The following is a 19,420-nucleotide window of genomic DNA, read 5'->3' as shown; positions in this document are numbered from 1 at the left end:
TATGTCCTTTACTCAAAAACATCTCGAAGTCATCGAGCGCGCCATCGCACGCGGTGAAAAGACCGTGCGTTACAGCGACCGAACGGTGGAATACCGCGACGTCGACGAACTGCTCCGCGCTCGTGAAGAAATCCGCAGCTCGCTTATCAGTGCTGCCCCTCCGCGCTCGCGGGTCGTGCGGATCAGTCACGGAGGCAAGGGGATCTGATGTCTCGACAATTTCCGGCACTGACGCGTAGCGGATTTTTGCTGCCATCGAACATCAAGGCCAGCTACGAAGGCGCCGGAGAGGGCCGTCGTTCGGCCAGTTGGGATGCTTCCGATAACGGCATCAACAGCATCAACACCCCGGCACTACGCAACCTGCGAGCCCGGTCGCGGGCAGCGGTACGCAATGACCCGTATGCGGCCAACGCGATCAACAAGCGCGTCAGCAACCTGATCGGCACCGGCATCACACCGCGCCCGAAGGTCAAGGACGAAGAACTGCGCACGCTGCTGCAAGAACTATGGGACGACTGGGCCGACGAGTCGGATGCGGACGACCTTTGTGACTTTTATGGGCAGCAGGCGCTGGTGGCTCGCACGGTCGAAACGGCGGGTGAGTGCTTTGTCCGGTTGCGTCCGCGCGGTCTCGACGAAGGCCTGGTCGTGCCACTGCAACTGCAGACCCTGGCACCGGAATTTGTTCCGCACGACAAATTCGAAACCACCCGCGACGGCAACATCATCCGCGCCGGGATCGAGTTCAACCCGGCCGGCAAGCGCGTAGCCTACTGGATGTATCGCTCGCACCCGCGAGACGCGTCGTCGCTCAACAGCGGCTACAACCAGCTGGTGCGTGTACCGGCCAGCCAGGTGCTGCACATCTTCGAACCGTTGGAACCGGGTCAGTTGCGCGGTGTGCCGCGCATGTCGCCGGTTCTCAAGCGGCTGCGCAGCCTGGACAACTACGACGACGCGGTGCTGTTCCGGCAGGAGGTCTCCAACCTGTTTGCCGGCTTCATCAAGCGCCCATCGCCGGACATGGGGCAGGTTCCTCGCGACCCGGTCACCGGCCAGTTGATCACCACCGACCGCGACGGCTTCACGCCGATGGTCGCGCTGGAGCCTGGCACCATGCAGGAGCTGGGAGCCGGTGAGGAGGTCGAGTTCTCCAATCCACCGGACGCCGGCAACAACTACCCGGACTTCATGCGTCAGCAACTGATGGCCGCAGCAGCCGGCACCGACACGCCTTACGAGATCCTCACCGGTGACATGAAAGGCATCAACGACCGGGCGCTGCGAGTGGTGCTGAACGAGTTCCGACGCCGCCTCGAACAGCTGCAATTCAACGTCTACATCCACCAGCTCTGCCGGCCGGTACGCGCCGCGTGGCTGGACATGGCCGTGCTGGCTGGGGTGATTGACCTACCGGACTACGCCAGTCGCCGCCGCGAATTTCTGCGCACTCGCTGGGTGCCGCAAGGCTGGGCCTACATCCAACCAGTACAGGACGTGCAAGCGCGAATGCTGGAGGTCAATGCCGGATTCGCCTCGCGCAGTGAGATGTGCCTGCGCACTGGCTACGACGCCGAAGCCGTCGATGCGGAGAACGCGGCCGACGCCCAACGTGCCCGCAAGCTGGGCCTCAATTACCGAACGCTCGTCGAGGTCGATACTCACCCTGACGACCAGGAGAAACCATGAAACCGCCGTTCCCACTACGGATCTTCAACAAACTGGACGGGCAACCGCCCATGCAAGACAAACACTGGTACAGCCTCCGGGCCAGCGGTGAAGCAGAACAAAGCACTATCGAGGTGTACGTCTACGGTGAGATCGGCACTTGGGGCATCACCGCCAATCAGTTTGTGCGCGATCTCGCCGAGCTGGATGACGGTACATCACCGATTGTTGTGGCGTTCAACAGCATCGGCGGCGACCTGTTCGACGGTCTTGCCATTAATAACGCCCTAAAGCGTTTGGGCGAACGCTGCACCGGCCGCGTCGATGCCTTGGCTGCCAGTGCCGCGAGCGTTGCAGTTTGCGGCGCTCATCGCGTGGTAATCGCGGAAAACGCCGCACTGATGATCCACAATCCCTGGACGTATGCCTCGGGTGATGCCGAGGACATGCGCAAGGTCGCGACCGCGCTGGATCAAGCGCTGGAACTCATCATCACGGCCTACAAGGCCAAGGCTCCGAACATCGACGAAGTCGAGCTGCGGCGTCTGGTCAATGCAGAGACCTGGCTGACGGCCCGCGAAGCGGTGGCCCTCGGGTTGGCCGACGAGGTCGGCGACGGTGTACAGATCAAAGCGTGCCTGGGGCAGGGCACGGTGATGCAGAAGTACCAGCACACTCCCCAGGCGTTGCTGGATCTGCTCAACGAACCCGCGAAGCCGACCGAACCTGTGATCGACGATCCTGAACCAACGGAGCCAGGTGCGGATGCAGCGGCGCTGGCTCTGCTGATCAGCAAGTCCTGTAACCAGGGCGGAATGAGCAACCTCATCGAGCCACTGCTGGCCACCACCAAGTTGGTCGATGAGGCGACGGTGAAGGCCGCCATCACTCAGGCCAAATCGATCCGCGATCTGTGCGTGGCCGCCCGGTTGCCAGAGTTCGCGGTGGAGTTTGTGCAGGCCGGACTGGATGCCAGCGCCGTGCGTGCGCGGCTCTTCGACAAAGTCGTGGGCAAAGGCGGGGGCTTCGAGATCGACAACAGCTTGCCGCAGAACGAAGACCCGCCGCTCAAAATTCAAGCCAAACAACCCGATCCGTCCTCGATCTGGGCGGCCCGTCAGGCCGCACAGTCCCCAACCTCGAAAGGAGCAAGACCATGACCTCCAAACTGGAACCGATGCACGCAGGCGAATTCCTGCTGTCCGAGGGCGCCGGCAACATCTCCCGCGAAGCGATCAACGTCGCGGCAGGCCCGGCGCTGGAGCCCGGACAGATCCTCGGACTGGTAACTGCGAGCAGCGAATTCGCCCCGTACAGCCCGACTGCAGAAGACGGCACGGAAAACGCTGTTGCCATTCTCTACGGCCCGCTCGGTGAGTCCGATGTCGTGCGGCGCGGTCGCGCGGTGGTGCGGCTGGCCGAGGTCAGCGAAGCCCATCTGACCGGCCTGGATCTGGCCGCCGAGAAGGCCCTCGCCACTCATTTCGTGATCGTCCGTTAAGTCGATCCCTCACTTATATACATCCCGCTGAGTGCGGGATTTTTCGTTTCTGGAGAATACTCATGGCCGATATCGCCATTTTTGAAGACGATGCTTTCAGCGTCCCCTCGCTGACCGCTGCGATCAACGAGCAGGAATACCTGCCGGGCCGCATCAGCAGCCTTGGCCTGTTCCGCGAGGAAGGCACCACCACCCTGACCGTGCAGATCGAGAAAGACGGTGACACCCTGGCATTGGTCCCAGCAGGGGAGCGCGGCACCTCTGGTCTGGTGGTCGGCGCAAGCAAGCGGACGCTGATCCCCTTCAATACTGTGCACCTGCCGGAACGCTTCACCATCAAGGCCGACGAGATTCAAGGTATCCGCGCCTTCGGAACGCGCACTGAGCTTCAGTCTGTACAGGATGTGGTCAACAAGCGTCTGGCAAAGGCGCGGCGGCAGTTGGATGCCACCCACGAATTTCAGCGCATGGGCGCATTGAACGGCCAGGTGTTGGATGCCGATGGTAAGACGGTGCTGTTGGACATCTACAAATCCTTTGGCGTCAACCGCCAGAAAATGTCGATGGGCCTGAACAATCCCGATACGAATGTGCGCGAGCGTGCCGGCGAAGCGTTGGACATGCAGGAAGATGCCCTGGGCAGCGTGACTAGCTCCGGCTCCCGCGCATTCTGCGGCAAAAACTTCTGGAGCAAACTGATCTCCCACAAATCGGTCACAGACACCTATCTGAATACTCTGCAGGCTGCCGCATTACGTGGTGATGCGCGAGAAAGCTTTGAATTCGGCGGGATTGTCTGGGAGCGCTATCGCGGCAAAGTTGCGGGCGTTTCGTTCGTCCACGATGACAAGGCGCTGCTGGTGCCGGAAGGCGTGCCTGATCTTTACATCTCCACCTTTGCACCGGCCGACTACATGGAAACGGTCAACACCGAAGGTTTGCCTTATTACAGCAAGCTCGAACCTCTGCCATTCAACAAGGGCGTGGCCGGTGAGGCCCAGTCCAACCCGCTGCACCTGTGCACTCGTCCTCGTGCACAGGTTCTTCTGGAGCTCTGAGCATGGCTTTCCGCGAGCTGCTGGAAGACATCGACGACACCGTGTTTGAAACGCTTGGCGACTCGGCACGGATCGAAGGTTATGACGAACCGGTGCTGGGCATGTTCGCCGCCCCTTGGTTGCAGCCCAAGATGGGTAGCCTCAGAACAGCGTTGCGGGAGCCGAAGTTCGAGATCCGCGTCCGTGATTCGCAGGGTTTGAAAAGAGGGCTGCTGGTCAGCGTGGATCTGCCGGAGTTGGACGGCGGCGGTGACTATGACCTGATGCATCTGGAGCCGGGCGGTGACGGATTGGTCGCCTTGATCTTGAGAAAACGACCATGAGTGTTGGCAGCTACTTCAAGCCCTCGGCCGGCGGCGGGATGATCTCACTGCAGACCTCGCCGGCAGACCTGAAAGCCTTTCAGGATTTCGCCGCCCTGGTGCCCAAGGCCGCTGCTGCTGCACAGCGCCGAGCCATCAACAAAACCCTGCGTTGGCTCGCCACACAAATTGCTCGCGCCGTTGGCCGACAGGAGCGCATTGCGGTGGCTGCTGTGCGGCAGCGGCTGCGAGCTTACCCGGTCAGCGGTGGCGCGAACAGCGGCAAGCTGTGGTTCGGCCTCAACGCCATGGAAGCCAGCCGCATCGGTCGTCCTCGGCAGAGCCGGTCCGGTGTGTCGGTGGCCGGTCGACGCTTTCAGGGCGCGTTCTTCAAGAAGGTTTATGGCAACAGCGCGGACGTCTGGATCCGCACGGCCAGCAAGCATTTCGACGCCAGTGACTACCCCGACAGCGATGTCAGCGGGGCGGGCGGGGCCAGTTCGGGCTGGATCGCCGAACACGGCAGCCGCTTTCCACTGGCGAAAGCCAAGGTGTCGCTGGAGCAGGCGCGGCCACACTTCGAAAGCTGGATCCGCAAGGCCGACGAACAGTTGCTGCACGTTCTGCAGCAGGAACTCAACTTTGAGCTGCAGAAGCACCTGAGGGGGAAATGACATGACGGATCAAGTCGACGAGCCGTTCAGTCTTGAGCAGTTGTATCACGCCATTGAGCGGCGCATTCAGGATCACTTCCCGGGTCTGCAGGCCGTGGCCATGTGGCCGGATGACCTGGATCGCCTACCGCTGCCGGCGGTGCTGATCGAGCTGGCCGAGATGGAGCCGGGCCTGGATCCGGGCACTGGCGAAACCGGCTTGGCCTGCAAGTTCGAGGCGCGGGTGATCACCGATCCCATCCAGCCGGATCACCATCAACAGGCGGTGTTTCTTGCTGGTCATCTTAGCGCGTTATTGCGCATGCAGAGCTGGGGTGTGGCGGTCGAACCGGCCGAGTTCGTGCAGGCCATGCCAGACTGGACCAAGCCCGAGCTGGACGGCTACACCGTCTGGGTCGTGGAATGGACGCAACAGATCTACCTCGGTGAGTCTGAATGGCCATGGCCGGATCAGCCACCGGGCACTCTGGTGCTGAACTTGGAACCGGGCGACGGTCCTTTCCGTCCGGAAGACGTGTCATGAGTTCGGGTTATGTCGCCGCGCAGCACGACCGCATGCTCGCCGGCCTGGTCAAGGATTGCTACGTGGTGGCTGTGGATCTCGCCGCATCACCGCCGGCGTGCCGTGTTTCGGACGGTGAGTGGGTCAGTGGCTGGGTGCGCTGGCACAGCGTTGCCGCCGGCAAGGCAAGACATTGGCGGGCGCCCAGCCTGAACGAGCAGGGCACCCTGATCAGTGCCAGCGGCGACGTGGCTCAGGGCACATTCATTCCTGGCCTGTACGGCAACGGTGGCCCACCGCCGGACAACCGCGATCATGTCGAAGTCTGGCATTTCGAGGATGGCGGGCGCTTAGTCTACGACTGGCAGGACAGCATTTACAGCATCACCCTGCCGACCGGCACGGTCACCATCAAGGTCGGGGCGACCCAGGCCGAGGTAACCGACAACGCTGTCACCGTGAAGTCGGGAACGATCGAACTCGAAGGGAAAGTGAACATCAAGGGACCGGTCAATATCGACGGGCCACTGCACGCCACGCAGAACATCACCAGCGACGGCGCAATCCTGGACACCACCGGCAACACTGCCAACCACAAACATTGATCACCCCATCCACCCAGCCCGCCGTGCGCGGGCTTTTTCATGCCTGGAGATATTTATGACTAAGGCCAAACCTGAAGTCGAGGCGCTTGTGGATGCCCAGCCAGTATCAGGGCTTGTCCCTGTTGCTCAGGGATTCCCCGGACAAACCTCTGACCAGTTCATCAAGTTCCGCGACACCCTCTACAGCTCACGCACGGTGATCCTTCCGGACGGTCGCACGCTTCCCGTGATCAAGAGCCTGGTCTCGGTCGAGGCGGGCGATGACATCGCGCTGAAGTGTCTCAAGGCCCACCCTGAATACGAGCAGCTCAAGGAGTAGACCCGATGATCGGAATGGATCGCCACACCGGGCAGCCCATCTCCGGTATCGAGCATTTACGTCAGTCGGTTGGGGACATCCTCGGCACACCGCTGCTGAGCCGTCGCGAACGGCCGGAGTACGGCAGCAAGCTACGGCGCATGGTCGACCTGCCCATCAACGAAGGCTGGAAAAGCGCGGCGCAGGCTGAGGCTGTGCGGGCGCTCAACCAATGGGAGCCACGGCTCAAGCTTGAGCGCGTCGTGGTGGTCTCCGTCCTGGGCGGTCAAATCAATTTCAAGATCAGCGGCGAGTACCTCGGTGAACGCGGCACGTTGGAGGTGTGGGTATGAGTACCCTGGTGGATCTGTCGGAGCTGCCGGCGCCGGACGTGCTGGAGCCGCTGGACTTTGAGGACACCTACAGCGAAGCGCTGGGCGTGTTCCGTGGGCACATGGGGCAGAACTGGACGGCCTCGCTCGAAAGCGACCCGGTGACCAAGCTGCTGGAGGTCGGCAGCTACATCAAGCTCGGCAACCGGGCGCGGGTCAACGACGCGGCCAAGGCTCAGTTGTTGGCCTATGCCACCGGCACTGATCTGGATCACCTGGCCGCCAACGTCAACCTCAAACGCTTGGTTATCCAGGCGGCGGACCCGTTGGCCGTGCCGCCGGTGGAGGCGGTGATGGAGTCCCACGATGCGCTGCGTGAACGGGTGCAGCTGGCCTACGAAGGACTGACCACAGCCGGGCCGCGCAACAGCTACATCCTCCATGCTCGGAACGCCTCGGCGCTGGTGGCCGATGCGACGGCCGAAAGTCCGGCGCCGGCCTGCGTCGACGTCACGGTGCTGGGACTGGAAGGCGACGGGACGGCCGGGCCGGAGTTGCTGGCCTTGGTCGCGGCGGCCGTGAATGACGATGACGTGCGCCCTGTCGGTGACCGCGTCACCGTGCGCGGCACCGAGATCCTGCGTTATCGCGTGGATGCCGTTCTGCACATGAAGGGCAGCGGCCCGGAGAACGACGCCGCGCTCACGGAGGCGATCCGTCGGTTGGAGGCCTGGATCAATCCTCGGCGCCGCCTGGGCGTCGAGGTGGCTCGGTCCGGTGTCGATGCGCAGCTGCATGTCGCCGGCGTCGGGCGGGTCGAGCTCAAGGATTGGCAGGATTTGAAACCCACCAAGGCACAGGCCGCTTACTGCACGGGTTACACCGTCGTACTGGGAGGTTAAATGCGCAGTCTCTTGCCGCTCAACAGCACTCCATTGGAACGGGGTATCGAAGCGACCTTCGCTGAGACCACGTTGATTCCGTTACGCACGCTGTACAACCCCGACACCTGTCCCGTGCATTTGCTGCCACACCTGGCTTGGGCCTGGTCCGTCGACCGCTGGGATCCGGCGTGGCCGGAGCCGGTCAAGCGCGCCGCGATCAAGGCATCGTTCTATATCCACAAGCACAAGGGCACCATCGGCGCGCTGCGCCGGGTGGTCGAGCCGCTTGGCTACCTGATTGAGGTGCTGGAATGGTGGCAGACCAAGCCGGAGGGCGTGCCGGGCACCTTCGCGCTAAAGGTTGGTGTCCTCGACACAGGCATCACCGAGGAAATGTACCTCGAGCTGGAACGCTTGATCGATGACGCCAAGCCGGTCAGTCGGCAGCTCACCGGGCTGGCTATCAGCCTTGAAACTCAAGGTCATCTGAACATTGCAGCGTCCCTCTACGAAGGCGACGAGATCGACGTGTACCCACCAGTGATGCGTGACATCGAAGTCACGGGCAGCTTCGGCGTGGTTGGGCGCGAACACACCATAGACACTCTGGACATCTATCCATGACTGATGCGAATACGCAGTTTTTCGCCATTCTCACAAAGGTGGGGATGGCCAAACAGGCGAATGCCGACGCGCTCGGCATAGCCTGGAAAATCACCGAAATGGGCGTGGGTGATGCCAACAACGTCGACCCAGTCATTCCCTCGGAGGGCCAGACCAGGCTGACCAACGAGTGGCGGCGCAAGCCGCTCAATCGACTTTTACTCGACCCGGTCAACCCGGCAGTGCTGATTGCCGAGCAGGTCATCCCGGCGGACGAGGGCGGGCGGTGGATTCGCGAGATCGGCCTGTACGACGCCGATGGCGACCTGGTCGCGGTGGCCAACTGCGCGCCGAGCTTCAAGCCCCTGCTGTCGCAAGGCTCGGGCCGGACGCAGATCGTGCGGATGAATTTTATTGTCAGCAACACGGGCAATATTCAGCTCAAGATTGATCCGGCCGTGGTGCTGGCTACCCGGGCCTTCGTCGACGCGGCAATTCTGGAGGTGCTGCCGTTAAACAAGGAGGCCGGCACCTATACCAAGGTCACGATCAACGCGCGCGGCATTGTGCAAAGCGGCTCCAGTCCCACCACGCTGGCCGGTTATGGCATCACCGACGCGTTGACCACTTCGGGCGGTGACGTTGCCGGCAATATCCGCATGCTTAACGGCAGCAGTCTTGATGTCATCGCCGTCGCCGTGCCGTCCTGGGAGGGGGGCGTTCACGCGCGAAGCAATGCCGGTGCTTGCCCTGTTCTGGGCGGGCTGGGTGCATGGGGTAATAACAACGCGCTCAACTGCATCTACATGGGATTGGGCCAGACACCGTGGGCCTCCGGTACGGGTAACGGAGTGCGCGTCACGTCGACCGGGGTCTATGTCGAGGGCGTGCTGTATGGCAACGGTGGCGGCCTCTCGGCCCTGAACTGGTCAACGCTAGTCGCCACGCCGACCTCGCTGGCCGGCTACGGTGTGTCCTTCGCGAGTCAGGTCGAAGCGGAAACCGGTGCGGACACCAACAAGCCCATGAGCGCGTTGCGGGTGTTCCAGGCGATCAACGCCAAGGTGGTACAGGCCACTGAAAGCATATTGGGGCTTGTGCGCATCGCAAGCCAATTGGCAGTCAACACGGGGACGGACGACAGCACGGCCGTGAGCCCCAAAAAACTGCGCGCCGGCGTTTCGATGATGATCGGCGATAATGGTTATGTCGCGCTACCGACGTGGCTGGGCGGCTTCATTCTGCAATGGGGCGTACTGACCGATATCCCACAGGCGTCCGCCACGGTGGGCGCTATAGGGCCTGTACGTGACGTATCGTTTCCGATGGTCTTTCCCACGGCGGCGTTGCGCGCTTTTGCGAACATGGATTATTCGACCATGAGCACCACGTCGGCCTTTGCACCTGGTGCGGTCATCATGTCCAAGTCGGTGCTGAGGCTGCAGAACAACTACACGGCATCGCCGGGACGAATCTCCTGGTGGGCCATCGGATACTGAGGGGGCGGTAATGTCCGTTTTTTACCACGCGCTAAGTCGCAGTTTCTTCAACACGGCTACGCACTCTGCCAAAAGTATTCCGGCAGATGCGGTGGAGATTTCCCCGGCGCTGCACGCGCAGTTATTGGCAGGGGAATATGCCGGGAAGGTCATCCAGCTGGATAAAAATGGCCAGCCCGAACTGGTGGAGGCGGTGGCCGACCCTGGCACTGAGCTGGCCCGTGAACGGGCGTGGCGTGATGCTGAAATTGAAAGCATCAAGTGGCTGCGTGAGCGTCACCGGGATGAGTTGGAGTTCGTCAGCAAGACCACGTTGGACAGTGAGCAATACAAGGAGCTGATGACGTACCTGCAGCAGCTGCGAGACTGGCCGGTGACGGAGGGTTTCCCCGATGCCGCTGCCCGACCTGTGCGCCCCGTGTGGATTGCCGACCAAACACCATAGACGCCCCGCAATGACGGGGCGTTTTCTTTTCCACCCTTAAAAACTCTCAGAGCCTCGCGATGCGGGGCTTTTTCGTTTCTGGAGATTGACCTCTATGAGTTTCTTTCACGGCGTCACGACTACTTCAGTCGATACTGGCGCACGCACCATCTCGTTGCCGTCCTCGTCGATCATCGGCTTGTGCGACACCTTCACTCCCGGCCTAGTCGGCGGCGGTACAGCTAAAGCCGGTGAACTCAAACTGATCACCACCGAGCGTGAAGCCATTGCCGCCTTCGGCGCGGGGGCTGCGATCACGAAAGCCTGCCAGGCGATCTACACCAAGGCCAAGGCGGTGATCGTCGCCATCGGTGTGCCGAAGATGGACGACCCGGCGCTGCAGACCTCGGCGATCATCGGTGGCGTTCTGGTCTCAGGTCAGCGTACCGGGCTGCAGGCGCTGCTCGATGGCAAGAGCCTGTTTAACGCACAGCCGCGACTGCTGATCGCACCAGGTCACTCGGCTACTCAAGCGATAGCCACGGCGATGGATGCCCTCGCGCAAAAGCTGCGGGCCATCGCCATCATCGATGGGCCGTGCACCACCGATGAGGCCGCCATGGCCTACGCCGACAACTTCGGCAGCCGCAACCTGTTCATGGTCGACCCTGGCGTGCAGTTCTGGGACACCGATGCCAGCAAGACCGTTGATGCGCCGGGATCGGCGTGGACTGCCGGTCTGTTCGCCTGGACGGATGCCACCTACGGCTTCTGGGCCTCGCCTTCGAACAAGGAGTTCACTGGCATCACCGGTACCACTCGCGCGGTCGAGTACCTGGACGGCGACGAAACCTGCCGAGCTAACCTGCTCAACAACGCGAACATCACCACGATCATTCGCGACGACGGCTACCGGCTGTGGGGCAACCGCACCCTGTCGAGCGATCCTAAATGGGCGTTCGTCACCCGCGTGCGCACGCTGTTCATCCTCATGGACGCGGTGCAGGCCGGCCACAAGTGGGCGGTCGACCGCTCAATCACCAAGACCTACGTCAAGGACGTTACCGACGGCCTGGAAGCGTTCATGCGCGACCTGAAAAATCAGGGCGCGGTGATCAACTTCGAAGTGTTCGCCGATGAAGAGCTGAACACGGCCAGTCAGATCGAGCAGGGCAAGGTGTACTGGCGAATTCGCTTTACCGACGTACCGCCGGCCGAGAACCCAAATTTCCTCTTCGAAGTCACCAACCAATGGATGACCGAAGTGCTTGAAGCCGCCTAAGGAGGCCACCCGATGAAGCCTGAAGTTTTGTCCAACTGCGCGGCGTTTATCGACGGCGTAAGTTTTGCCGGCGATGTGCCGAGCGTTACCTTGCCCAAGGTCGTGCTGAAAACCGAAACCTATCGTGGCGGTGGCATGGCCGGTGAGATCGAGATCCCGGTCGGTATCGAAAAACTCGAGTCCGGATTCACCACCAACGGCGTGCGTCGTGAGGCGTTGAAGTGGTTCGGACTGTCCGACCGAACCGCCTGTAATGCCGTATTTCGCGGCACGTTCAAGGGCCTCCAGGGCAAGGTCACCCCGGTGATCGTCACCATGCGCGGCGGCCTGAAAGAGGTCGACATGGGCGACTGGAAGGCCGGTGAAAAAGCCGAGACCAAACACTCAATGGCATTGACCTACTACAAGCTCGAAGTCGGCGGTCGATTGATTTACGAGATCGACATGGTCGGCATGGTGCTGGTTATCGACGGCGTCGACCAGCTCGCAGACGAACGTTCCGCCCTAGGCCTTTAAGGAAAAAAACATGAAGCAAGACATGCAATCGACTACTGAATCGCCCCTGCCTAAATGGCTGCAACTGTCCGACGACGGTTTTCGCATCACCCTCAAATACCCGACTGAATTGTCCGGTGTGACCGTCGACACGCTGATGATGCGCGCGCCCTGCGTGCGGGATGTTCGGGCGGCACAAGCGTCGTCCAACGGTGACGCGGAGCAACGTGAAATGTCGCTGTTCGCTTCGCTGACCCAGACCCCCGAAGCAGATCTGATGGGACTGAAAATGGTCGACTACCTGCGCCTGCAGGCGGGCTATTTTCGCCTGGTCACGGACGAGTAAATGCGACGGCTCGACGTTGAAGCTGCTGGCCAAACGTATGGCCAAAGAGACCGGGTTCTCGGCGGCTGAAATTACGGCCATGCCCTTCAACGAACTGGTGTGGTGGCTCTCCGACTGAGCCACCGCTCAACTCTTTCCGACGTATAAGGCATGCTCATGGCGAAGAACCTCGCGCTCGGCTTTGTCATTGGCGGCGCCGTCGATCCGACGGTAGGCAAAGCGTTCAAGGACGTCGAAAGCAAGGTCAAACATCTGGACTCGGTGGGCAATAAAGCCCGAGTCCTGCAGAACACCATCGGCGACACCATGCGTTTGCGTGATGAATGGCGCAAGGCGCACATGACCGGTGCCGCAGGTGCAGACAAGCTGCTGAGCAAATACGAAAAGAACCTCGAACTGCTGAAGAAACAGGGCGTCGAGGTGGGGCGATTGAGCAAAGCTTACGCCACCATGGGCCGCGTGGCCGCCGGTGCCGAACTCAAAGCACTCGGGCATCGACAGATCGAGGAAGGTCGGTCTGGTCTGAAAAGCACCCTCGGTCAGGCCGGTGCGCTGACCGCCGCCGCAGCCATTCCGACCAAGGTCAGTGCCGATTACGGCGCGATCATTCGTGACATCGCGATCAAGGCCAACATTGCCAACTCACCGGAAGAAGCGCAGTTGTCCAAGACGGTGATCGACACGTCGCGCGATACCGGCATGGCACGCAATCAGGTGGCCGAGGTGGTCAACGCCCTGGTTGGTGCCGGCATGGAACTGGACAAGGCGCTGGCTTATGCCCCGACGGCGGCAAAGTTTGCCATCGGCCAAGGATCGGAAGGCACCGAAACGGCCAAGATGATCAACGCCCTGGGACAGAACGCCAAGATCACTGATCCCAAGGTAATGGAAAAGGCGTTGGAAGCCATCGCCTATCAGGGCCAGGCAGGTAGCTTCGAAGCGGTCGACATGGCCAAGTGGTTCCCTGAGCTGCTGGCCGGCATGGGCAAGTTGGGCATCACCGGCATGGACTCGGTAACGCAGCTCGGCGCGATGCTTCAGGTGCAGATGAAGACCGCCGGCGGTTCGGACGAAGCCGCGAACAACCTCAAAAACTGGATGGAAAAAATCGGGTCCGGCGAGACGGTCGAGGCCTACAAAAAGGCCGGTATCGACTACAAGGGGTCGATGCAGACGGGCTTGCAAAACGGCATGTCGACATTGGAGTCCAGTTTCGCCCTGGCCCAGAAATACATCCAAGCCACCGATCCGAAGCGAGCCGCCGAGATGGCCAAGGCCACGGCGGCGATCAGCAAAGAGGCCGATCCCGAGAAAGCCAAGGCCATGATGAAGTCGCTGGAGGAGGCTTTGCGCACCGGTGACCTGTTCGCTGACATGCAGGTGAAAGCAGCCTTGACCGCGTACATGCAGAACAAGGATCTGTACAACCAGCTGAAAAAGGACTCGGCCGGAGCCACCGGGATCCTCGACAAGAACTTGGCTGAACGCCGGCAGACGTCTGCGCAGAAGTGGTCCGAGATGGCCCAGTCCATGGACGACGCCATGCGCAGTATCGGCGATGCGATCCGACCGGTCACCGACGCCGTGGCCGACGGCATCAACAACGTCAGCCGCAAGCTGTCGGTTTTTGCCGATGAGTTTCCACGGGTCACGCTGGGCATTGGTACGGCCGTCGCTGGACTGGTGGCGTTGAAGGGCGCCGTCAGCGCGTTCAAGGTCGGAAAGGGCCTGATGAACCTTGGGCGTGGCACCTTGATGGGCAACCCGAATATTCCGCAAAAGGTGATCGTCACCAACCTGCCAGGGGCTGGGGGTGGGCTGGATGTCGGCGATATGAACGGCGGGGAGGGCAAGAAGAGCAAAGGTGGTAAGGGTGGCGGCAGTAGAGGTGGTGGGCGGGGTGGCCAAATCACCGAAGGCATGAAAGGTCCGGTGATCTTCGCGGCCATCGACGCCGGTTTCAAGGCCTACGACACCTACCAGAATGCCGAGACTCAGGACGAAAAGGCTGAAGGCTACGGGCAAGCGGCCGGCAGTCTAGCGGGCACTTTGGCCGGTGCGGCTGCCGGGGCTGCTATCGGCACGGCGGTACCGATCATTGGCAACATCGTCGGTGGAGCGATTGGAGGGTATATCGGTTATATGGGAGGCGATGCGGCCGGCGGGTTTTTGGGCAAAAAATTGTTCGGCACCGACGAGTCGCTCAAGCGCGTTCCGGACGCAGGCCCCTTGATGATGGCCAACGCTGGAAAAAACCTGCCGCCGGTGATGGGCGACATTGCCAAGTCTTTCGAGCCCAAGCCAGCCTCTGGTCCATTGGCTCCTGCAGCGATGGGCGATGTAGCCCGGTCGTTGGCGGCGCCCGCCAGTGCCCCGGTTCCGCCGGCACTGCTGGCCGCACCAACGCCTGTCGCCAGATCTGAGGCGCCGAAGATGGAACAACGGGTCGAGATCTCGGCACCGCTACACATCACCGTGCAGGGCGATGCCAAGGATCCGGCGCAGATGGCGCGGGAGCTGCAGCCCTTCATCGCGCAGCAAATGCAGCAGGCCACACAGCAGCTGCAGAACCGCCAACTGTACGACCAACCGGATGTGTAAGGAGGACTGATGGCCTATATGGAGCAACTGCAGTCAGGGCTCAAGCAACTGGCAGCAGCAGGGGAGACCGGCCGGCGCAGCCTCGACGGCATGATGGGGCCGATCAACGGTGCGATTAGCGAGATCAGCGGTGCGGCCTCGGAGCTGGAAGGCATTCCATTTGTCGGTCCGGCAATTGGGGAAAAGCTGCAGCGCGTGATGCGCGGGGTGAATGCCGCCCAGGCCAAGGTTGGGCAGGTGGTGGCCACCTACAACAAAGCCACGCGAGCGGTGTCCCAGATCGATGAGCGCATGGGCCAACTGAAGGAACAGGCTGCCCGGGCGTCGACCGCGATCAACAAGATCGCCGGCAAGGTCAGCCCGTCGCTGGGGAACATCCTGCCGACCGGATCGATGGCCGGGGACGCGACGCCGGTACCGGAAGCGGTGAAGCCGTTCCCGCACCTGCTGATCGTGCAGCCGCTGGATCCCAAGGCGGTGCCGTATTACTTCAACCTGGATACCGCCGCCTTCGACGAGCTGCGGCGCTCGACCGAGTACCGCTGGGCTTCGCAGGAACGCCTGACCCGGCGACCGGCGCAACAGGCGGTGGGCATCGGTGAAGAAAAAATCACCCTTAAGGGCGCGATCTTTCCGGGGTTCAAGGGCGGCATCAAACAACTGGACACCCTGCGTAGCCTCGGCGCTCAGCAGCTGCCGCTGACGCTGACCACCGGCTATGGCGACGTGCTCGGCACCTGGTGCTTGAAGAGCGTCGATGAAGAACAGAACGCGCTGCTGCAGGGCGGTATCCCGCGCAAGCAGGCGTTTACACTGGAGTTCGTGCGTTATGGCGATGACTTGCAGAACGTCTGACGGGGATCTGCTCGATACCTTGTGTTACCACGCCTATGGGCATCTCAGCGGAACGGTCGAGGCCGTTCTCGATACCAATCAAGGATTGGCCGAGGAGCCGCAACCTTATCGCGCTGGAATCGTGATCCTCTTCCCAGATTTGCTCCAACCAACGGAGGAGGGGATAGCGCTGTGGGATTGATGAACTACAGTCACCGCGTAACGCCCGCTGCTCCTTTAGCTTCATCCCCTTCAAAGCCCGCCTTGCGCGGGTTTTTTTATGGAAAAAATAAATGACTCCCGCCTTTCGCGTGGTCGCCGACGGCGCCGACATCACCCAGCGAATCAATGACCGCCTCCTGCAGCTGAAAACCACAGATAAACCCGGTATGGAGTCCGACGAGTTCGAACTGCGCATCGACGACCGTGACGGCGCGGTGGTGCTGCCTCCACGCGGAGCCAGTATCGAGATTTACCTGGGCTACGCAGAAACCAAACTGACCCGCATCGGCCGTTACGTCGTTGACGAGATCGAACTATCTGGGCCGCCGGACACGTTGGTGATCACTGGCAAGGCCAGCGACATGCGCGGCAGTGGCAAGACCACTCGCAGCGGCAGCTGGGAAAACGTGCTGTTGTCGCGGATCGTAGCCGACGTCGCCGCTCGCAATGGCTGGCAGGCGGTCTGCCCAATTCAGACTAAGGTGCCGCGTGCGGATCAACTCAACGAGTCGGACTTCAATTTCATCACGCGCCTGGCCAAGCAATACGACTGCACAGCCAAGGTGGCCGACGGCAAGCTGCTGGTGATGCCGCGTCAGGGCGGAGAGAGCGCGTCGGGCAAGGCGCTCGGCGTGGTGACAATCCGCCGCCCAGACGTTAGCCGCTTCCAGTTCAGACTCGGTGACCGCAACACCCACAAAGCCGTGTCGACCAAGCATCAGGACAAGAAGACCGGCAAGCTCGCCGTGGTCACTCTCGACAATGATGAATCCCCGGACGGCCTGCCGCCGGTGCACACCGACCGGCACATCTACCCGAACAAGTCAGCCGCCGAAGCGGCAGCTCAGGCGCGTCTCACCGCGTTCAACCGCTCGACGGCCGGCGTTCGGCTGGAGATGGCAGGCCGCATCGACCTGTTTGCCGAACGATCAATCAACGCCCAAGGCTTCAAGGTCGGGCTCGACGGCGAATACCTGATCGACTCGGTGGAGCAGGTGTTCACTCAGGCCGGCTGGAGCACGACGGTCGAGTGCAATGGCGGCAAGAAGGGCAAGGCGAAAGCCAAAGGCAAGAAAAAGCCGGCGAAGGATCTGAAGGTTGTTCAGATCAAACAGTAGTGCCGAAGACCCACAACCGAGGAGAACCCAATGTCACTGACAGAGCAACAGCTGCAACGCATCATGCCCAACGCCCGCCGCCAAGCGGGCGTTTTTGTTTCTGCGCTCAATGCGGCGATGGTCCGCCGGCAGATCAACACACCGCAACGGCAGGCGGCGTTTCTCGCCCAGGTCGGACACGAATCCGGCGAACTGAATTACGTGCGTGAGCTTGGCGGCGACCAGTACTTGAGCAAGTACGACACTGGCACTCTGGCCGCGCGGCTGGGCAACACGCCCGAGGCCGACGGCGATGGCCAGCGCTACCGTGGTCGTGGGCTGATTCAGATCACCGGCCACAACAACTATCTGCGCTGCAGCTTGGCGCTGTTCGGCGACGAGCGTTTGCTGCGCACGCCGGAGCTGCTGGAGCTGCCGCAGTGGGCCGCCGAGTCGGCCGCGTGGTTCTGGTGGGTTCGTGGGCTGAATGCTCTGGCGGATCAGGGCGCGTTCGAGGAGATCACCCGCAAGATCAACGGCGGCCTGAATGGTCTGCAGGAGCGCCTGCAGTTGTGGGAGCGGGCGAGGGCGGTGTTATGCGCCTAGGCGAAATGATCCCGGTGCCGTATCGGCTGTTTGGCAAAGTGGTGCTGCTGACCACTCTGGTCGGCGGATCCGCTGCTATCACCTGGCAAGTGCAGGATTGGCGCTACGGCAAACAACTCGCCGAACAGGCCCGCCTCCACACTGAAACCCTCAATCAACTGGCCCTGGCCTCGGCCGCGCAGCAGCGTGCCGAACAAAACAAACGCCTCGCGCTCGAGCAGCGCCTGGCTACCAGTGAACAAACCCATTACCGAGCCTTGAGCGATGTCCAACGTGATCAGGATCGCCTGCGCGATCGCCTTGCCACTGCTGATCTGCGCCTGTCAGTCCTCCTCGATGCCACCACCGGCAACGGATCGATGCCAACCGCCACCACCACCGGCAGCGTGGCTCATGGCACCACAAGAGCCGAACTTGACCCAGCGCATGCTCAACGAATTATCGGTGTCACCAACGACGGCGACCGGGGGCTGATTGCCCTCGCGGCCTGTCAGGCATACGCCAAAGAAGTATCAACACCGAAGTGAAAAAGAGCGGCCGGTCCGGATGCGTCAACATTCAGAACGGCCGCCGTCCCTGCAGATGGTCCCTGCAAGTCCAGCCAAGGCTCTTGCTCCGTGCACAAAGCGCGGCGAGCCTAGCACCTGTTTATCCATACAGTAAAGGTCTTGCTTTCATGTCTACACCCATCATTCCTTGGATGGGCGGCAAACGCCGCCTGGCCGACCGCCTCATTCCGCTTTTTCCGCCGCACGAATGCTACGTCGAAGTCTTTGCCGGCGGTGCCGCGCTGTACTTCATGAAGCCGCAACCATCGCCCGTCGAAGTTCTCAATGACATCAACGGCGACCTGGTCACGCTTTACCGTGTCGTGCAGAACCACCTCGAAGAGTTTGTGCGCCAGTTCAAATGGGCGCTCAGCTCGCGGCAGGTGTTCGAATGGCAGAAAATGACCCGCCCCGAAACCCTCACCGACATCCAGCGCGCCGCCCGATTCTTCTACCTGCAGCACCACGCCTTCGCCGGCAAGGTCTCGGGGCAGACGTTCGGTACGGCGACCACCGCCCCGGCCATCAACCTGCTACGCATCGAGGAAAACCTCTCGGCCGCATGGCAGCGCCTGTCCGGCACCTACGTCGAAAACCTCCCCTGGCTTGAATGCGCGGAACGCTACGACCGTGCCCACACCTTCCACTATATGGATCCGCCTTACTGGCAGACCGCCGGCTACGGCGTGGAATTTCCGTTCGAGAACTACGAACGGATGGCTGACTTCATGCGCCGCTGCAAAGGCAAAGTGATGGTCAGCATCAATGACCACCCGGACATCCGCCGCGTGTTTGCGGGCTTCCACTTCGAAACCCTGGACATTCGCTACACCACGACCAACCAGCGGCAGGGGAAGGCTGAAGTCAGTGGCGAGCTCGTAATAATGAACTGGGAACCGGTAGCGTTGGGCGGGTTGTTCTGACGGTTGCCGGTAATCATTTCCCTACTTCCTACCTACCCGTCTATCCGAAATTTCGTATAGAAATTGACCGAGCGCCGCTCTGAACGTTAACTGTATATTCGTACAGTATCGGA

The 19,420-nt window shown here is 61.4% G+C and carries 25 protein-coding genes; all 25 read left to right on the top strand.

Annotation, left to right across the window (positions count from 1 at the left end):
• Position 1: 1 nt before the first annotated feature.
• The 25 genes from GQX66_RS11990 (at position 2) to GQX66_RS11870 (ending at position 19,307) form a co-directional block, all read left to right on the top strand.
• Positions 2-208: a hypothetical protein gene (locus GQX66_RS11990; RefSeq protein WP_240869303.1), complete on the top strand. Its 207-nt coding sequence runs from the start codon at positions 2-4 to the stop codon at positions 206-208.
• Positions 208-1,692 (top strand): phage portal protein, encoded by a 1,485-nt coding sequence (locus GQX66_RS11985; RefSeq protein ID WP_240869300.1) that lies wholly within the window; start codon positions 208-210, stop codon positions 1,690-1,692. The genes GQX66_RS11990 and GQX66_RS11985 overlap by 1 nt, the downstream gene beginning before the upstream one ends.
• Positions 1,689-2,831 carry a head maturation protease, ClpP-related gene (locus tag GQX66_RS11980; protein ID WP_240869297.1) on the top strand — a complete coding sequence of 381 codons (1,143 nt, stop codon included), beginning with the start codon at positions 1,689-1,691 and terminating at the stop codon, positions 2,829-2,831. The genes GQX66_RS11985 and GQX66_RS11980 overlap by 4 nt, the downstream gene beginning before the upstream one ends.
• Positions 2,828-3,172, top strand: coding sequence for a head decoration protein (locus GQX66_RS11975; protein WP_240869293.1), 345 nt, complete (start codon positions 2,828-2,830; stop codon positions 3,170-3,172). The genes GQX66_RS11980 and GQX66_RS11975 overlap by 4 nt, the downstream gene beginning before the upstream one ends.
• Positions 3,173-3,234: 62 nt before the next feature.
• Positions 3,235-4,230, top strand: a complete 996-nt coding sequence (locus GQX66_RS11970) for a major capsid protein (RefSeq protein ID WP_240869290.1) — start codon at positions 3,235-3,237, stop codon at positions 4,228-4,230.
• Positions 4,231-4,232: 2 nt separating this feature from the next.
• On the top strand, positions 4,233-4,553 hold the full coding sequence (locus GQX66_RS11965) for a hypothetical protein (RefSeq protein WP_240869287.1): 321 nt from the start codon (positions 4,233-4,235) through the stop codon (positions 4,551-4,553).
• Entirely contained in the window at positions 4,550-5,206 is a 657-nt protein-coding gene (locus tag GQX66_RS11960) for a hypothetical protein (RefSeq protein WP_240869285.1), read from the top strand. The genes GQX66_RS11965 and GQX66_RS11960 overlap by 4 nt, the downstream gene beginning before the upstream one ends.
• A gap of 1 nt (position 5,207) precedes the next feature.
• On the top strand, positions 5,208-5,729 hold the full coding sequence (locus tag GQX66_RS11955) for a hypothetical protein (protein WP_240869274.1): 522 nt from the start codon (positions 5,208-5,210) through the stop codon (positions 5,727-5,729).
• Entirely contained in the window at positions 5,726-6,313 is a 588-nt protein-coding gene (locus GQX66_RS11950) for a phage baseplate assembly protein V (protein ID WP_240869272.1), read from the top strand. Before GQX66_RS11955 ends, GQX66_RS11950 begins: the two co-directional genes overlap by 4 nt.
• A gap of 55 nt (positions 6,314-6,368) precedes the next feature.
• Positions 6,369-6,632 (top strand): hypothetical protein, encoded by a 264-nt coding sequence (locus tag GQX66_RS11945; RefSeq protein ID WP_240869261.1) that lies wholly within the window; start codon positions 6,369-6,371, stop codon positions 6,630-6,632.
• A gap of 5 nt (positions 6,633-6,637) precedes the next feature.
• On the top strand, positions 6,638-6,964 hold the full coding sequence (locus GQX66_RS11940) for a GPW/gp25 family protein (protein WP_236197046.1): 327 nt from the start codon (positions 6,638-6,640) through the stop codon (positions 6,962-6,964).
• Positions 6,961-7,845, top strand: coding sequence for a baseplate J/gp47 family protein (locus GQX66_RS11935; protein ID WP_240869257.1), 885 nt, complete (start codon positions 6,961-6,963; stop codon positions 7,843-7,845). Before GQX66_RS11940 ends, GQX66_RS11935 begins: the two co-directional genes overlap by 4 nt.
• Positions 7,846-8,451: a phage tail protein I gene (locus tag GQX66_RS11930; RefSeq protein ID WP_240869253.1), complete on the top strand. Its 606-nt coding sequence runs from the start codon at positions 7,846-7,848 to the stop codon at positions 8,449-8,451.
• The gene (locus GQX66_RS11925) at positions 8,448-9,929 is read left to right on the top strand and encodes a phage tail protein (RefSeq protein WP_240869250.1); all 1,482 of its coding nucleotides are present in this window, start codon (positions 8,448-8,450) and stop codon (positions 9,927-9,929) included. Before GQX66_RS11930 ends, GQX66_RS11925 begins: the two co-directional genes overlap by 4 nt.
• Before the next feature lie 10 nt (positions 9,930-9,939).
• Positions 9,940-10,374 (top strand): phage tail assembly chaperone, encoded by a 435-nt coding sequence (locus GQX66_RS11920; RefSeq protein ID WP_240869247.1) that lies wholly within the window; start codon positions 9,940-9,942, stop codon positions 10,372-10,374.
• Positions 10,375-10,468: 94 nt separating this feature from the next.
• Entirely contained in the window at positions 10,469-11,635 is a 1,167-nt protein-coding gene (locus tag GQX66_RS11915) for a phage tail sheath family protein (protein WP_240869244.1), read from the top strand.
• 12 nt (positions 11,636-11,647) lie between these two features.
• The gene (locus tag GQX66_RS11910; protein ID WP_240869238.1) at positions 11,648-12,151 is read left to right on the top strand and encodes a phage major tail tube protein; all 504 of its coding nucleotides are present in this window, start codon (positions 11,648-11,650) and stop codon (positions 12,149-12,151) included.
• A gap of 10 nt (positions 12,152-12,161) precedes the next feature.
• A complete protein-coding gene (locus GQX66_RS11905) occupies positions 12,162-12,476 on the top strand; it encodes a phage tail assembly protein (protein WP_240869234.1) in 315 nt (104 codons plus the stop codon).
• A 156-nt stretch (positions 12,477-12,632) separates the two neighbouring features.
• A complete protein-coding gene (locus tag GQX66_RS11900; protein ID WP_240869231.1) occupies positions 12,633-15,077 on the top strand; it encodes a phage tail tape measure protein in 2,445 nt (814 codons plus the stop codon).
• Positions 15,078-15,086: 9 nt separating this feature from the next.
• Positions 15,087-15,932, top strand: a complete 846-nt coding sequence (locus GQX66_RS11895) for a phage tail protein (RefSeq protein WP_240869229.1) — start codon at positions 15,087-15,089, stop codon at positions 15,930-15,932.
• Positions 15,907-16,113, top strand: a complete 207-nt coding sequence (locus GQX66_RS11890; protein WP_240869227.1) for a tail protein X — start codon at positions 15,907-15,909, stop codon at positions 16,111-16,113. The genes GQX66_RS11895 and GQX66_RS11890 overlap by 26 nt, the downstream gene beginning before the upstream one ends.
• Positions 16,114-16,204: 91 nt before the next feature.
• On the top strand, positions 16,205-17,251 hold the full coding sequence (locus GQX66_RS11885; protein ID WP_240869224.1) for a contractile injection system protein, VgrG/Pvc8 family: 1,047 nt from the start codon (positions 16,205-16,207) through the stop codon (positions 17,249-17,251).
• Between the two features lie 30 nt (positions 17,252-17,281).
• The gene (locus tag GQX66_RS11880; RefSeq protein WP_240869221.1) at positions 17,282-17,836 is read left to right on the top strand and encodes a glycoside hydrolase family 19 protein; all 555 of its coding nucleotides are present in this window, start codon (positions 17,282-17,284) and stop codon (positions 17,834-17,836) included.
• Positions 17,827-18,363, top strand: coding sequence for a lysis system i-spanin subunit Rz (locus GQX66_RS11875; protein ID WP_240869219.1), 537 nt, complete (start codon positions 17,827-17,829; stop codon positions 18,361-18,363). Before GQX66_RS11880 ends, GQX66_RS11875 begins: the two co-directional genes overlap by 10 nt.
• Positions 18,364-18,512: 149 nt before the next feature.
• Positions 18,513-19,307 (top strand): DNA adenine methylase, encoded by a 795-nt coding sequence (locus GQX66_RS11870; protein ID WP_240869216.1) that lies wholly within the window; start codon positions 18,513-18,515, stop codon positions 19,305-19,307.
• Positions 19,308-19,420 lie beyond the last annotated feature (113 nt).

Source organism: Pseudomonas sp. B707 (genome assembly GCF_022496685.1).
GTDB classification, from domain to species: domain Bacteria; phylum Pseudomonadota; class Gammaproteobacteria; order Pseudomonadales; family Pseudomonadaceae; genus Aquipseudomonas; species Aquipseudomonas paraglycinae.
This window is presented reverse-complemented; position numbering and strand designations above follow the sequence as displayed.